10 protein-coding genes and 1 tRNA gene are annotated in these 14,085 nt (G+C 65.9%); 6 read left to right on the top strand and 5 right to left on the bottom strand.

Features of this window, described 5'->3' with window-relative positions; translation table 11 throughout:
- Nucleotides 1-93: 93 nt before the first annotated feature.
- From WH367_RS11410 to WH367_RS11420, 3 genes are all read right to left on the bottom strand, one after another.
- Nucleotides 94-1,407: a sigma-70 family RNA polymerase sigma factor gene (locus tag WH367_RS11410; protein ID WP_339536155.1), complete on the bottom strand. Its 1,314-nt coding sequence runs from the start codon at nucleotides 1,405-1,407 to the stop codon at nucleotides 94-96.
- 223 nt (nucleotides 1,408-1,630) lie between these two features.
- Nucleotides 1,631-2,431 carry an anti-sigma factor gene (locus tag WH367_RS11415; protein WP_339536157.1) on the bottom strand — a complete coding sequence of 267 codons (801 nt, stop codon included), beginning with the start codon at nucleotides 2,429-2,431 and terminating at the stop codon, nucleotides 1,631-1,633.
- Between the two features lie 18 nt (nucleotides 2,432-2,449).
- Nucleotides 2,450-3,025 carry a sigma-70 family RNA polymerase sigma factor gene (locus WH367_RS11420; protein WP_339536159.1) on the bottom strand — a complete coding sequence of 192 codons (576 nt, stop codon included), beginning with the start codon at nucleotides 3,023-3,025 and terminating at the stop codon, nucleotides 2,450-2,452.
- Between the two features lie 352 nt (nucleotides 3,026-3,377).
- Here WH367_RS11420 and WH367_RS11425 point away from each other — a divergent pair, with 352 nt between their 5' ends.
- Both WH367_RS11425 and WH367_RS11430 read left to right on the top strand, forming a co-directional pair.
- Nucleotides 3,378-4,166 (top strand): SDR family NAD(P)-dependent oxidoreductase, encoded by a 789-nt coding sequence (locus WH367_RS11425; RefSeq protein ID WP_339536161.1) that lies wholly within the window; start codon nucleotides 3,378-3,380, stop codon nucleotides 4,164-4,166.
- Between the two features lie 3 nt (nucleotides 4,167-4,169).
- A complete protein-coding gene (locus WH367_RS11430) occupies nucleotides 4,170-4,871 on the top strand; it encodes a glutathione S-transferase family protein (RefSeq protein WP_339536163.1) in 702 nt (233 codons plus the stop codon).
- A 70-nt stretch (nucleotides 4,872-4,941) separates the two neighbouring features.
- Here WH367_RS11430 and purL read toward each other — a convergent pair whose 3' ends face one another.
- Nucleotides 4,942-8,952 carry a phosphoribosylformylglycinamidine synthase gene (gene purL / locus WH367_RS11435; RefSeq protein ID WP_339536164.1) on the bottom strand — a complete coding sequence of 1,337 codons (4,011 nt, stop codon included), beginning with the start codon at nucleotides 8,950-8,952 and terminating at the stop codon, nucleotides 4,942-4,944.
- 182 nt (nucleotides 8,953-9,134) lie between these two features.
- Here purL and map point away from each other — a divergent pair, with 182 nt between their 5' ends.
- Together map and WH367_RS11445 are read left to right on the top strand one after the other, a co-directional pair.
- Nucleotides 9,135-9,950 carry a type I methionyl aminopeptidase gene (gene map, locus WH367_RS11440; RefSeq protein WP_021024879.1) on the top strand — a complete coding sequence of 272 codons (816 nt, stop codon included), beginning with the start codon at nucleotides 9,135-9,137 and terminating at the stop codon, nucleotides 9,948-9,950.
- Nucleotides 9,951-10,172: 222 nt separating this feature from the next.
- On the top strand, nucleotides 10,173-12,791 hold the full coding sequence (locus tag WH367_RS11445; protein ID WP_021024880.1) for a [protein-PII] uridylyltransferase: 2,619 nt from the start codon (nucleotides 10,173-10,175) through the stop codon (nucleotides 12,789-12,791).
- Nucleotides 12,792-12,810: 19 nt separating this feature from the next.
- Here WH367_RS11445 and def read toward each other — a convergent pair whose 3' ends face one another.
- A complete protein-coding gene (gene def / locus WH367_RS11450; RefSeq protein WP_339536166.1) occupies nucleotides 12,811-13,350 on the bottom strand; it encodes a peptide deformylase in 540 nt (179 codons plus the stop codon).
- Between the two features lie 140 nt (nucleotides 13,351-13,490).
- Here def and WH367_RS11455 point away from each other — a divergent pair, with 140 nt between their 5' ends.
- Both WH367_RS11455 and WH367_RS11460 read left to right on the top strand, forming a co-directional pair.
- Nucleotides 13,491-13,934 (top strand): YbaN family protein, encoded by a 444-nt coding sequence (locus WH367_RS11455; RefSeq protein ID WP_339536168.1) that lies wholly within the window; start codon nucleotides 13,491-13,493, stop codon nucleotides 13,932-13,934.
- 75 nt (nucleotides 13,935-14,009) lie between these two features.
- Nucleotides 14,010-14,085, top strand: a tRNA-Asn gene (locus WH367_RS11460).

Genomic DNA, 14,085 nt, shown 5'->3' on the forward strand with positions numbered 1-14,085 from the left:
AGGTAATACGAACGAGACGCAGTTTTCCCTCAACGCCAGCGCAAGTATTTTTAAATGGCCGTCTGACAGCCCATAGTGCATGCGCGCCATCGCTCAACTCTGCGCCTTGCGCCGTGCGATCGTGATGCGGCGCGCCGCGCCCTGGCCTTCTTCGCGCACTACCACCGGCACACTGCGCGGCAGCAGCTGCAGCCAGGCGCGGGCATCGGCAATGCGCACCCGGCCAAAAATCGTCAGGTGTTCTGCATCCGGTGCCACCTGCAAGGGCACGGGGCAGTAACGGGCCAGGCGCTGCACCGCCAGGCCCAGCGGCTCGTGGCGGAAGTCCAGCCAGCCATTGCGCCAGGCCGCCACCTCTTCCGCGCTGCTGTCGCGACGGGGCGACTGGCCTGGCTGCCAGTCCAGGCTCTGGCTGCCGGTCAGCTCCCAGCCATCGCCGGCATCGGCCAGATCGCCATCGCTGCCGCGCTCTTGCACGCGCACCCGGCCCTCTTCCACGGCCACACGCAGCCCGCCCTGGTTATCGAGGGCCACTTCAAACCGGGTGCCCAACACGGTGATGCGGGCCGGGCCGGCATCGACGATAAAGGGCGCATCGGCATTGCGCGCCACCTTGAAGAAGGCTGCGCCATGGTGCATTTGCACATAGCGGCGGCTGCCGTAGTAGCGCACATCCAGGCGAGTCTGCGCATCCAGCGCAATGCTGCTGCCATCGGGCAAGGCCTGGTTCAGCTGGCGGCCGGTAGCGGTGCCCAGCTGGATCTGCCAGGTCACCACCTGGCTTTGGTACAGGCGCCAGGCCAGGCTGCCGCTGGCGCCCAGCCCTGCCACACCGAGCAAGGCCGACAGTGCGCGGCGCCGGCCCTTGCGCGGCAGCGCCTGCACGACGCCATCGCCGCGCCATTCGTGCAGGGCCGCCTCGATCGCATCCATGGCGCGCATGATCTCGCGCTCCACCGTCTTGACGGAGACGCCGTGCGCAGCGGCAATCGCCGCCTGCGATTCGCCATCGAGCCGGTCGGCCAGGAACATGCGGCGGCACCGCTCAGGCAGGGCGGCAATCGCGGCATCGACCGCCACCAGCGCCTCGCGCCGCAGGCTGGCCTCGGCCACATCCTGGCCCAGTGCTTGCACGCCAGCGCTGCTGTCATGCAGGGCGCTGTCAAAGCGCTCGGAAGTGCGCGCCGCCCGGCGCAAGTGGTCGATCACCAGATGCTCGGCCACCGTGTACAGATAGGCGCGTGGCGCTGGGTGCTGGCTCTGCGCCATCGGCCCCGCTTCCACCACGCGCAGCCAGGCGTCATGCACGATGTCCTGCGCCGATTGGCGGCTGCCGGTACGGCGTGCCACAAAGGCGATCAGCTCGCGATAGCTATCGCGAAAGGCTTCCAACGGGAGGGCGGACATGGCGGGGACGGGCGAGCAGTAAAAATGACAAGGCGCGCTAGTATATTACGAATGAGAATAAATCTCATTTGTTATATAAATTCTCTTTAAAAACAGGGTGTTAAATCGCCCACCCGTGGAGGCGGTTACTGCTGCCAGCGCAACCATTTTCCCGCTACGGATGACGCCATAAAAAACGCCTTGTACCGCTACATACAAGGCGTGTGGGTGGGCAAGAAACCACTTACAGATCGCGCTTGATCAAAGCCCCGCTGAACAAGACCGGCCCGGTCGGCCCCGTCTCGCTGGGCACGCCGCCCTTGGGCTCCAGGCTGACGGCCAGCGCAGGGACGGCCTGCACCTGGGCCAGCTGGGCCTGCAGTTGCGCTAGGCGCCCTTCGCCCATAACGCCCAGCGACTGCGGTGCGCCCTGCGCGGGCAAGGCCCACAGCTGCAGTGACCGGTCGGCGGCCTCCTGGTAGCCGCCCACGCGCTGCAGCACCAGCTGGCCCTGCCGGGCGTCAAAGGTCACCAGCATGGAAGCCTGCGCCTTGCCATCGGCCAGCACCGCAACATACTGCACCTGGGGGGCGGCCTGCAACGCAGTTTGGGTCTTTTGCAGCTCCGTCTGCAAGGCGGCCAGCTGCTGGCCTGCGCTGCGTTGCAGATTTTGCTGCGCATAGAGGCCAATGCCGATGGCGGCGACAGTGGCCACGGCACCGGTCAGCGCCAGCGAGCGCCACCAGCTAAGGGCCTTGGGGCTGCGGGCGTTGGCAGCGGTGCGCTGCTGCTCCATCGCCAGGCCCGCCTGGTCGGCATCGACCAGGTTCTGGATGCGGGTCCAGACGGCGGCATCGGGTTGCACGGGCGACTGCAACTCGGACAGCGCCGACCAGCGGCCCTGCCACAGCAGGGCGGCCGAGCGCACTTGCGGGTGGGCGCGGGCCAGCTGCTCAAAGCGGCGGCGGGCGCCGGCGCGCAAGGTGCCCAGCGCGTAGGCGGCGGCCAGGCGGTCGAGCAGTTCGGGGTGTTGTACCAGGTTCATCAGAGCACTCCTTGGCGCCTACACGTGGCGGGCCATGCACTTGCGCAGCTGCTCCAGACTGCGGCGCATCCAGGTTTTAACGGTGCCCAGCGGCAGCTGGAAGTGGCTGGCCAGCTCGCTGTGGCTCAAATCTCGCAAATAGGCCAGGCTCACGACCTGGCGCTGGGCCTGCTGCAGCCGCTCCATGCACTGCTGCAACACGGTCGCCTGCTCACTGGCCTCCACCGATTGCATGGGGCCTTGTGCCTCGTCGCCCTGCGGCAGGTCATCCATGTCATCGACAACCGCATGCTGGTCCAGCCGCTCGGCCTTGCGCCGGCGCAGAAAATCCAGCGCCCTGCTGCGCACCAGCATGCCCATCCAGGCCAGCGGCGGGCTGAGCGAATCGCGGTAACTGCCCGCGTTACGCCAGATGGCGACAAAGCTGTCCTGCAGCACGTCCTCGGCCCAGGCCTTGTTGCCCAGAATGCGCAGCGCCAGGCCATACAGCCGGGACGCCGTCTCGTCGTACAAAAGCCGGAGCGCCTTGTCCTCGCGGGCGGCTATGCGGTCTAACAAAAGCATCAGTTCAGTGTCAGTGGTCGGTGTGCGCATGCAAGCATTGTGGGGCGAAGGCCCGCTGACGGGTGTATCCGTTGTATTGCTGCCAAGCAGCAAGCGCCCGGGGGAAAGCCGCCTTGACCGGGCTAGGTCAGCCAGGGCCCACGCCCCCCCAAACTTTTATGCATCTGGCCGCTATACGCAGCAAGCCGCCGATTGGATGCAAAGCGATGCAGAAACGATGCAAAAAATAATCGCTGGCGCTGAATCCAAACCGCCTCGTTGTGCGTAGTGCTAAACGTAGACCTTGCACAGACGGGGTCGGACAACCGGAACACCCTATGACAACCACCGCCACCATCGCCTACCAGCCATTGGGCCCATGCGCCAGCGCCAGGAGGCTGCCATGCCACTGAACACCCCCATTGCGCGCTGGTACGGCTTGCGTGTCTGGCTGGTCGGCGCCAGCGCGGGCATCGGTCTGGCGCTGGCCGAGCAGCTGCATGCCGCAGGCGCGCGCGTGATCGTGTCGGCGCGCCGGCAGGAAGCGCTGGACAGCTTCGCCGAACAACACCCCGGCTGCCTGCCGCTGCCGCTGGATGTCACCGACCGCGACGCGGTCGTCAGCGCCGTGCACCAGCTGCTGGAGGACGGGCCGCTGGACCTGGTCTGCTACTGCGCGGGCGAGCGGCAGACCATGCGCGCCGATGACCTGGACCTCAATAGCTTGCTGCAGCACCGCGAGGTCAATCTGACCGGCGCCTTGCATGTGATCGCGGCCGTCACGCCCCACCTGCTCGCAGCGGCACGCGGTGGGCGCCAACCGCATCTGAGCCTGGTGGCCAGCGTGGCCGGCCTGCGTGGCCTGCCGGGCAACCTGGCCTATGGGCCCAGCCAGGCGGCACTCATCAACCTGGCTGAGACCTTGCAGCTCGAGTTGGTACCCCAGGGCGTGGGCATCAGCCTGGCCGTGGTCAAGCCCGGCCTGAGCGAGGCTTTCTTCACCGAGCCTCACCCCGCCAGCCTGCCAGTCTGGCCGCAGCCCGAGCAGGCAGCCAGCGCGATGCTCAAGGGCTGGGCCCGGGGCCACTTTCTGCTGGGCGTGCCCTGGCGCTCCCGGCTGAGCTGGCGCCCGGGCTACAAATCGACGGCATCCGGTCTGGTGGCCTGGGTGCGCCGCTTGCAAGGAAACTAAAGCATGCTGACCCTTCACCACCTGGAAACCTCGCGCTCGCAGCGCGTGCTGTGGCTGCTCGAAGAGCTGAACCTGCCCTATGCGCTGGAGACCTACCCGCGCAATGCCAAGACGCGCCTGGCGCCGCCAGCGCTCAAGCGCATTCACCCGCTGGGCCTCTCACCCATCCTCTGCGACCGGGGCCTGGTGATTGCCGAGTCTGGCGCCATCATCGAGTACCTGGCCGAGCGCTATGGCGCCTGGGCGCCGCCCGACATGGCCCACCTCGATCCGCCGCGCAGCAGCCCCGAGCATCTGCAGTGCCGCTACTGGATGCATTTTGCCGAAGGCTCGCTGATGAACTGGCTGCTGCTGCAGCTGGTGTTTGACAGCATCGCGGCCAAGCCCTTGCCGCTGCTGCTGCGCCCCGTCGTGCGCCCAGTGCTGCGCGGCCTGCGCCAGCAGGTGCACAAACAGCTGATCGCCCCGCACATGGAGGCGGCGATGGCCTATATGAACCACCACCTCGCCCACCAGCCCTGGTTTGCCGGCGAGCACCTGACGATGGCCGATTTTCAGATGGGCTTTGCGGTGGAAGCCGCACTGGCGCGCTGCGCCAACCCCGCCGACTGGCCACACCTGCATGCCTACCGCCAGCGCATGCAGGCGCGCGAAGCTTACCAGCGGGCGATTGCCAAGGGCGGGCCGGTGGTGATGAAGCTCTGAGCCACTGAACCCCGGCGCATGAAAAAAGGCCCTGCAGTGCAGGGCCTTGGGTCATGGGGCGTTGCGCAGATCAGCCCAGCCAGTGGCGGGCATTGCGCCAGACGCGCATCCAGGGGCTGTGGGCCGAGCGGTCGCCGTCGGTCCAGCTCATCTGCACATTGCGGAACACGCGCTCGGGGTGCGGCATCATCGCGGTAAAGCGGCCATCGGCGGTGGTGACCGCCGTCAGGCCGCCGGCCGAACCGTTCGGGTTGAACGGGTACTGCTCGGTCGCCTGGCCGTGGTTGTCCACATAGCGCATCGCGGCGATCACCGCATCGGCGTTGCCACGGAAGCGGAAGTTGGCATAGCCCTCACCGTGCGCCACGGCGATCGGCAGGCGCGAGCCGGCCATGCCTTGCAGGAACAGGCTGGGCGAGTCCAGCACTTCAACCATCGACAGGCGCGCCTCGAAGCGGTTGCTCTGGTTTTGCGTGAAGCGTGGCCAGTCCTGCGCACCGGGGATGATGTCGGCCAGCTCGGCAAACATCTGGCAGCCATTGCAGACGCCCAGGCCGAAGGTGTCCTTGCGGCTGAAGAAGGCCTGGAACTGCTCGGACAGCGGCTCGTTGAAGGTGATGGAGCGGGCCCAGCCAATGCCGGCGCCCAGGGTGTCACCGTAGCTGAAGCCGCCGCAGGCGACGATACCTGCAAAGTCACGCAGCTGGGCACGGCCCGTCTGCAGGTCGGTCATGTGCACGTCCACCGCTTCAAAGCCGGCTTCGCCAAAGGCGTAGGCCATCTCCACGTGGGAGTTCACACCCTGCTCGCGCAGCACCGCCACGCGGGGCTTGGCCCCCACGTTGACGAAGGGCGCAGACAGCGCTTCTTGCGGGTCGAAAGTCAGGTGTACATGCATGCCGGGGTCAGACGGCACACCGACCGAGGCGTGCTCGCTGTCGGCGCAGGCGGGGTTGTCGCGCTGCTGGGCAATCTTCCAGCTGACGGCATCCCAGACCTGGTGCAGATCGCTCAGGCTGGCGCCAAACACCTTCTTGGCATCGCGCCAGACCTGCAGCTCGCCCTTGCCCATGTCCATGCTGGACGAGGCCGGACGCGTCTTGCCCACGATGTGGCTGCAGGTGGACAGGCCATGCTCGCGCAGGGTCTGCAGCACCTCGGCGCTGTCGCTGGTCTTGACCTGCAGCACCACGCCCAGCTCTTCGTTGAACAGCGCACGCAGGGTCAGGTCTTCGCGGCGGCCCGATACCTGGGCGCCCCAGTTCTTGCCTTCGCCACTGTCCATGCGGCTGTCGGAGATGCCATCGCCTTCGGTGATTAGCATGTCCACATTCAGTGCCACGCCGACATGGCCGGCAAAGGCCATTTCTGCCACGGTGGCCAGCAGGCCGCCGTCGCCCTTGTCGTGGTAGGCCAGGATCTTGCCCTGGGCGCGCAGCGCGTTGACGGCGTCAACCAGGGCGATCAGGTCCTTGGCCTCGTCCAGGTCCGGCGTTTCATTGCCGCTTTGGCCCAGCACCTGGCCCAGGATGGAGCCACCCATGCGCATCTTGCCGCGCGAGAGATCGACCAGCACCAAGGTGGTGTCGGCCTCGTTGGCGTCCAGCTGGGGCGTCAAGGTGCTGCGCACATCATCGATGGACGCAAAGCCGGTGATGATCAGGCTGACGGGCGAGGTGACCTTCTTGGTCTGGCCGCCCTCGCTCCACTGCGTGCGCATCGACAGGCTGTCCTTGCCCACGGGGATGGAGATGTTCAGCTGCGGGCACAGCTCCATGCCCACGGCCTTGACGGTGGCGTACAGATCGGCGTCTTCACCGGGCTCGCCGCAGGCGGCCATCCAGTTGGCCGACATCTTGACCTTGGACAGCGCAATGGGCGCTGCCAGCATATTGGTGATGGCCTCGGCCACTGCCATACGGCCCGATGCGGGTGCATTGATCGCGGCCAGCGGCGTGCGCTCGCCCATCGCCATGGCTTCGCCCTTGAAGCCCTGGAAATCGGCCAGGGTCACGGCGACGTCGGCCACCGGCACCTGCCAGGGGCCGACCATCTGGTCGCGGTGGGTCAGGCCGCCCACAGCGCGGTCACCGATGGTGACCAGGAAGCGCTTGGAGGCCACCGTGGGGTGGGCCAGCACATCGATCACGGCCTTTTCCAGCGGCACGCCGGTCAGGTCGATGGCCGGCAGGCTGCGTGCCACGGTCTGCACATCCTTGTGCATCTTGGGCGGCTTGCCCAGCAGCACATCCATCGGCATATCGACCGGGAATTTCTGGTCGTCTGCGGTGGCCGCCGGGTCCTGCAGCACCAGCTGGCGCTCTTCGGTCGCCGTGCCGATGACGGCAAACGGGCAGCGCTCGCGCTCGCAAAACGCCGTGAACTGCGCCAGCGACTCAGGCGCAATCGCCATCACATAGCGTTCCTGGCTTTCGTTGGACCAGATTTCCTTGGGCGCCAGGCCCGATTCTTCCAGGTTGACCTTGCGCAGGTCAAAGCGGGCGCCACGGCCGGCGTCATTGGTCAGCTCGGGGAAGGCGTTGGACAGGCCGCCGGCGCCCACATCGTGGATCGCCAGGATGGGGTTGGCTGCGCCCTGCTGCCAGCAGTGGTTGATGACCTCTTGCGCACGGCGCTCGATCTCGGGGTTGCCGCGCTGCACCGAGTCAAAGTCCAGCTCGGCCGCATTGGTGCCGCTGGCCATCGAGCTGGCCGCGCCGCCGCCCATGCCGATGCGCATGCCTGGGCCGCCCAGTTGGATCAGCAAGGTGCCGGCGGGGAACAGGATCTTCTGGGTCTGCTCAGCATCGATCACGCCCAGGCCACCGGCAATCATGATGGGCTTGTGGTAGCCACGGGTGATGTCACCGACTTGCTGCTCGTACTCGCGGAAGTAGCCGGTCAGGTTGGGACGGCCGAACTCGTTGTTGAACGCGGCACCGCCCAGCGGGCCTTCGATCATGATCTGCAGCGGGCTGGCGATGTGCTCGGGCTTGCCGACCTCGCTGCCCCAGAGCTTGGAGACGGTGAAGCCGGTGAGGCCCGCCTTGGGCTTGGAGCCCCGGCCGGTCGCGCCTTCGTCACGGATCTCACCGCCCGCGCCGGTGGAGGCGCCAGGGAAGGGCGAGATGGCCGTCGGGTGGTTGTGGGTCTCGACCTTCATCAGCACATGGCTGGTGGCCGCTTGCTTTTGGTAGCTGGGCGCCGTCACGGCATCGGCCTGGGTATTGAACGGCGCGACAAAGCGCTCGACCTGGTGGCCTTCCATGATGGAGGCATTGTCCGAATAGGCGACGACGGTGTGCTGGGGCGATACCGCCTCGGTGTGGCGGATCATGCCAAACAGGCTCTTGTCCTGCGCCACACCGTCGATGGTGAACTTGGCGTTGAAGATCTTGTGGCGGCAGTGCTCGGAGTTCGCCTGGGCAAACATCATCAGCTCGACATCGCTGGGGTTGCGTGCCAGGCCCTTGAAGGCGTTTTCCAGGTACTCGATCTCGTCGTCGGCCAGCGCCAGGCCCCATTGCTTGTTGGCTTTTTCCAGCGCGCTGCGGCCGCCGCCCAGCACATCGACAAACTCCATCGGCTGGGCTTGCAGTGCAGAGAACAGCTGCTCGGCTTCGGCGCGGGTGGCGAAGACCGACTCGGTCATGCGGTCGTGCAGCAGCGCGGCGATCTGTGCGGTCTGCTCGGCGCTCAGCTCGGGCTTGCCGCCCAGCAGGCCGACCTTGAGCTCGATCCGGTATTCGGTCAGGCGCTCGATGCGGAACAGCGCCAGGCCGCAGTTGCGGGCAATGTCGGTGGCCTTGGAAGCCCAGGGCGAGATGGTGCCCATGCGGGGCGTGACGATGAAGGCCAGGCCGTCGCTGACGCCTTCATAGGGGTCGCCATAGGTCAGCAGGGCCGCTACGCGCTCGGCCTGGGCGCCGGCCAGGGGCTGCTCGGTGGCCACCAGATGCACAAAACGGGCAGCAATGCCCGTTATCTTTGGATGGATCGCCGTCAATGCGGTCTGCAGTTGTTGGGCGCGGAAGGAGCTGAGGGCGTTACCGCCTGGTAGCTGAGTCAGGTGCAGTGTCACGTGGCAGCCTATGTGGACTAGGAGGATGGGAAGAAAGCACGCATGCGCCTTGCCCACTGCTACGGGCGGACCGTGGCAGCACCATGACAAGGGCGGGATAACCCGGGATTCTACTGTGCCCCGCCAGGACACGTAGCCGCATGGACAACAGGCCAATGGCAGCAGTGGGATAATCATGGGCTATGACGATCAAAATCAATACCGAAGACGATATTGCGCAGATGCGCATCGCAGGCCGCCTGGCCTCGGAGGTCTTGGACTACATCACCCCCCACATCCAACCGGGTATCACCACCAAGCAAATCGATCTGCTGTGCGCCGAGGCGATGGAAAAGCAAGGCACCAAATCGGCCTGCCTGGGCTACCAGCCGCCAGGCATGACGCCCTACCCTGCCTATGTCTGCACCTCGGTGAACCACGTGGTCTGCCATGGCATCCCCAATGACAAGCCGCTCAAGAAGGGCGACATCGTCAATGTGGATGTGACCATCATCACGCCCGAAGGCTATTTTGGCGACAACAGCCGCATGTTCGTGATCGGCGAAGGCACGATTGCCGGCAAGCGCCTGTGCCAGCTGACCTTTGAAGCCATGTGGCATGGCATCGTGCAGGTCAAGAATGGCGCACACCTGGGCGATATCGGCCATGCGATCCAGAAGTTTGCCGAAGGCCAGGGCCTGTCGGTCGTGCGCGAGTACTGCGGCCACGGCATCGGCAAGGTGTTCCACGACGAGCCGCAGGTGCTGCACTACGGCCGCCCGGGCACCGGCGTCGAGCTCAAGACCGGCATGATCTTCACGATCGAGCCGATGCTCAACCTGGGCAAGAAGGACATCAAGGACCTGGGCAATGACGGCTGGACCGTCATCACCAAGGACCACAGCCTCTCGGCCCAGTGGGAAGTCGAAGTGCTGGTGACCGACACCGGCTACGAAGTGCTGACCTGGTCGGAAGGCTCGCCCACGCCACCCAGCTTTGTGACCAGCACCAAGTGCTGATCGGGCGCTGATACTGCACCGATAAATCGCTGCGCGCGTGCCGGGCCTGCCCGGCACCAGCCCACACCAAGGCGGCACTGCAACCAGCATGCCGCCTTGGTCGTTTCTGGCACTCCCGCCTCCTCCATGCCCCCATTTGGTGCGTAGTGGCATGGAATGTGCTTACTCGCTGCTGCTGTTGATTGCTATGGCACACTGCCAACGACAGCATAGTTAGGCACCATGAACGATCCTCGCATTCCGCAGCTGCGCGAGCAGTACCAGGCGCAACGCAGCGCCCTGTTTGATGACATCATGGCCGGGGGCAGCAGCACCCGGGGCATACAGACCCAGCTGCGCAAGCTCTCGCAGCTGGCCGATGGGCTGCTGCGCGATCTCTGGCACCTGGCCGGCCTGCCCGGGCGCCTGAACCTGGTGGGGGTGGGCGGCTTTGGCCGGGGCAAGCTGTTTCCCTACTCCGATATCGATGTGCTGCTGCTGCTGCCCGAAGGCACCGATCCGGAGCAGGACAGCGAATTGCGCACCGCGATCGAGCAGTTCATCGGCTCGTGCTGGGATGCCGGGCTGGAAATTGGCTCGAGCGTGCGCACCATCAGCCAGTGCATCAGCGAAGCCCAGGCCGATGTGACGGTGCAGACAGCGCTGCTGGAGTCGCGCCGCATCATTGGCTCGCCCCGCCTCTACCACCTGTTCCAGGCGGCGCTGGCCCAGTCCATCAAGCCCGATGCCTTTGTCGTGGCCAAGGTGCTGGAGATGCAGCAGCGCCACAACAAGTACGAGAACACCGTCTATGCGCTCGAGCCCAACTGCAAGGAGTCGCCCGGCGGCCTGCGCGATCTGCAGCTGATTCTGTGGCTGGGCCGTGCCACGGGCCTGGGCAGCCGCTGGAAGGAGCTGGCCGACAAGGGGCTGGCGACCGTCTACGAGGTGCGCAACCTGCAGCGCAACGAGGACCTGATCTGCCTCATCCGCGCGCGGCTGCACATTGTGGCGCGGCGCCGTGAAGACCGGCTGGTGTTCGACCTGCAGACGCCGGTGGCCGAATCCTTTGGCTTCAAGACCATCACGCCGGCCGGCCAGCGCTTTCCCAAGCGCGCCAGCGAGGAGCTGATGAAGCGCTACTACTGGGCTGCCAAGGCCGTGGCCCAGCTCACGCAGATCCTGATGCTGAACATGGACGAGCGCCTGCACCCGGGCAACCACACCTTGCGCCGCATCGATGACGAGTTCTACGACAAGGCCGGCCTCATCGAGGTGGCCGACGACGAGGTCTACCAGCGCAACCCGCATGCCATCTTGCGCACCTTCTTGCTCTACGAGACCGAGCCGGGCTTGAAGGACCTGTCGGCCCGTACCTTCCGCGCGCTCTACCATGCGCGCCAGCTGATGGATGCGCAGTTCCGGCGTGACCCGGTCAACCGCGCCACCTTCATGCAGATCCTGCAGCAGCCCCATGGCATCACCCATGCGATGCGGCTGCTCAACCAGACCTCGGTGCTGGGGCGCTACCTCTGGCCGTTCCGCCGCATCGTGGGCCAGATGCAGCACGACCTGTTCCATGTCTACACGGTGGACCAGCACATCCTGATGGTGTTGCGCAATGTGCGGCGCTTTTTCATGGCCGAGCATGCGCATGAGTACCCGTTCTGCTCCCAGCTGGCCGCTGGCTGGGACAAGCCCTGGATTCTGTACTTGGCCGCCCTGTTCCACGATATCGGTAAGGGCCGGGGTGGTGACCATTCGGAGATCGGTGCGCTCGAAGTCAAGCGTTTTTGCCGCGACCACCAGATTGCCAAGGAAGACCGGCAGCTGGTCGAGTTCCTGGTGCGCGAGCACCTGACGATGAGCCAGGTCGCGCAAAAGCAGGATACGTCCGACCCCGAGGTGATCACCGCCTTTGCCCAGCGCATGGGCAATGAGCGCCGGCTCACCGCCCTCTACCTGCTCACCGTCGCCGATATCCGTGGCACCAGCCCCAAGGTCTGGAATGCCTGGAAAGGCAAGCTGCTCGAAGACCTGTACCGCTCGACGCTGCGCGTACTGGGCGGGCGGGCACCCGATGTGGCCGCGCAGGTGGAAATCCGCAAGCGCGAAGCGCTGGTGCTGCTGGCGCTGTCGGCCCAGCCCCATGAATCGCAAAAAGCGCTGTGGGATACGCTGGGCCTCGATTATTTTCTGCGCCACGAGGCCGCCGATATCGCCTGGCATACGCGCCACCTGTCACGCGCCGTGGGCAGCAAGGCCACCTTGGTGCGTGCGCGCCAGTCGCTGGCCGGCGAAGGCCTGCAGGTGATGGTGTATGCGCCCGACCAGCCCGATCTGTTTGCCCGCATCTGCAGCTATTTCGACCAGGCGGGTTTCTCGATTCTGGACGCGCGCGTGCACACCGCCCTTAACCGCTATGCGCTCGACACCTTCCAGGTGGTGGCAACCGATGCACCGCAAAGCTACCGCGAGCTGATCAACCTGGTCGAGAGCGAGCTCACCCGCGTGCTGGTGGCCGCCCAGCCGCTGCCCGAGCCCGCGCAGCGCCGCGTCTCGCGCCGGGTCAAGAGCTTTCCGGTGGCGCCGCGCGTGCTGCTGCGCCCCGATGACAAGGGTCAGCGCTGGCTGCTGTCCATCTCGGCGGCAGACCGCGCAGGCCTGCTCTACACCGTGGCACGCATCCTGGCGCGCCACCAGCTGAGTGTGGAGCTGGCCAAGATCAGTACCTTGGGCGAGCGCGTGGAAGACAGCTTTTTGCTGCAGGGCCCGGAGCTGCAGAACAATGTGAGCCAGATCGCGATCGAGACCGAGCTGCTCTGGGCACTGGCCGCAACGGGCAGCGGCGCGGCCGGTTGACCGTTAAGGCGGACCCGGCTCAGTCGTCCTCGGCCGCGCTGATACCGGGAAACAGCAGCTCGGTAAAACCGAACTGGCTGAAATCGCGCACCCGCATCGGGTAGAGCTTGCCCCAGAGGTGGTCGCATTCATGCTGCACCACCCGGGCATGGAAGCCCTCGGCCTCGCGGTCAATCGGGTCGCCATACTGGTCAAAGCCGGTGTAGCGGATCTTGCGCCAACGCGGCACCATGCCGCGCAGCCCGGGCACCGACAGGCAACCCTCCCAGTCGTCTTCTTCCTCGTCCGACAAGGGCGTGATCACCGGGTTGATCAGCACCGTGGGCGGCACCAGCGGGCGGTCCGGGTAGCGCGGGTTGCGATCGGGCGAGCCGAAGAACACCACCTGCAGGTCCACCCCGATCTGCGGCGCCGCCAGGCCCGCGCCGTTGGCGTCGCGCATGGTGTCGAGCAGGTCCTGCACCAACTGGTGCAGCGCATCGGTGTCAAATTCGGTCACAGGCTGCGCGGTGCGCAGCAAACGGGCATCGCCCATTTTCAAGATTGGATAGATCGCCATGCCGGCATGGTAGCGCAGCGCGCAAGCCCGTCTGGCGCCTTTTGCCACCCAAAACACCGGCGCCTCAGCGCAGCAAGATGCCCACCCCCCTTGCCCAGCATCAAGACACTGTTATGCGGCGCGATGCACAATGCTGGACCATGAACGAGCCCGGAGCCTCTTCCACCGCGCTGCCAGACCTGCAGACACCGGCCTACTGCCCCATCCGCAGTCCGGTCTTGCGCTGGCTGCTGCTGTTGGCGGCTGTGGCCTGCCTGGCTATGGGCATCATCGGCATTTTTGTGCCAGGGCTGCCGACCACGGTCTTTGTGCTGATGGCCGGGGCTTGCGCGGCGCGCAGCTCGCCGCGCCTGCATGCCTGGCTGTGGCGCCACCGGCTGTTTGGCGGCATGCTGCGCAACTGGGCGGCGGGCGGTTTTGTCAGCCGCAAGGCCAAATGGAGCGCCAGCATCACGATGGCGCTGTGCGCCGTCATCATGCTGCTGGTGCCAGCGCCTGGCTGGGCCAAGCTGTTGTCGATTGGCTGCATGGCCTGCGTGCTGGCCTGGCTGTGGTGCCGGCCCGAGCCCCCTGCGGCGCCGTGAGCCCAGCGCTGCGCGGCAAAAAATGACCTCGCCCGTTTTTCAGGGCAAAAATTCGTTCTATAATCGCAGTCTTGTTCCTCAATAGCTCAGTTGGTAGAGCGCCGGACTGTTAATCCGTAGGTCCCTGGTTCGAGCCCAGGTTGAGGAGCCA

It is taken from the genome of Comamonas sp. MYb21 (assembly GCF_037479395.1).
Taxonomy (GTDB): Bacteria; Pseudomonadota; Gammaproteobacteria; order Burkholderiales; family Burkholderiaceae_C; genus Comamonas.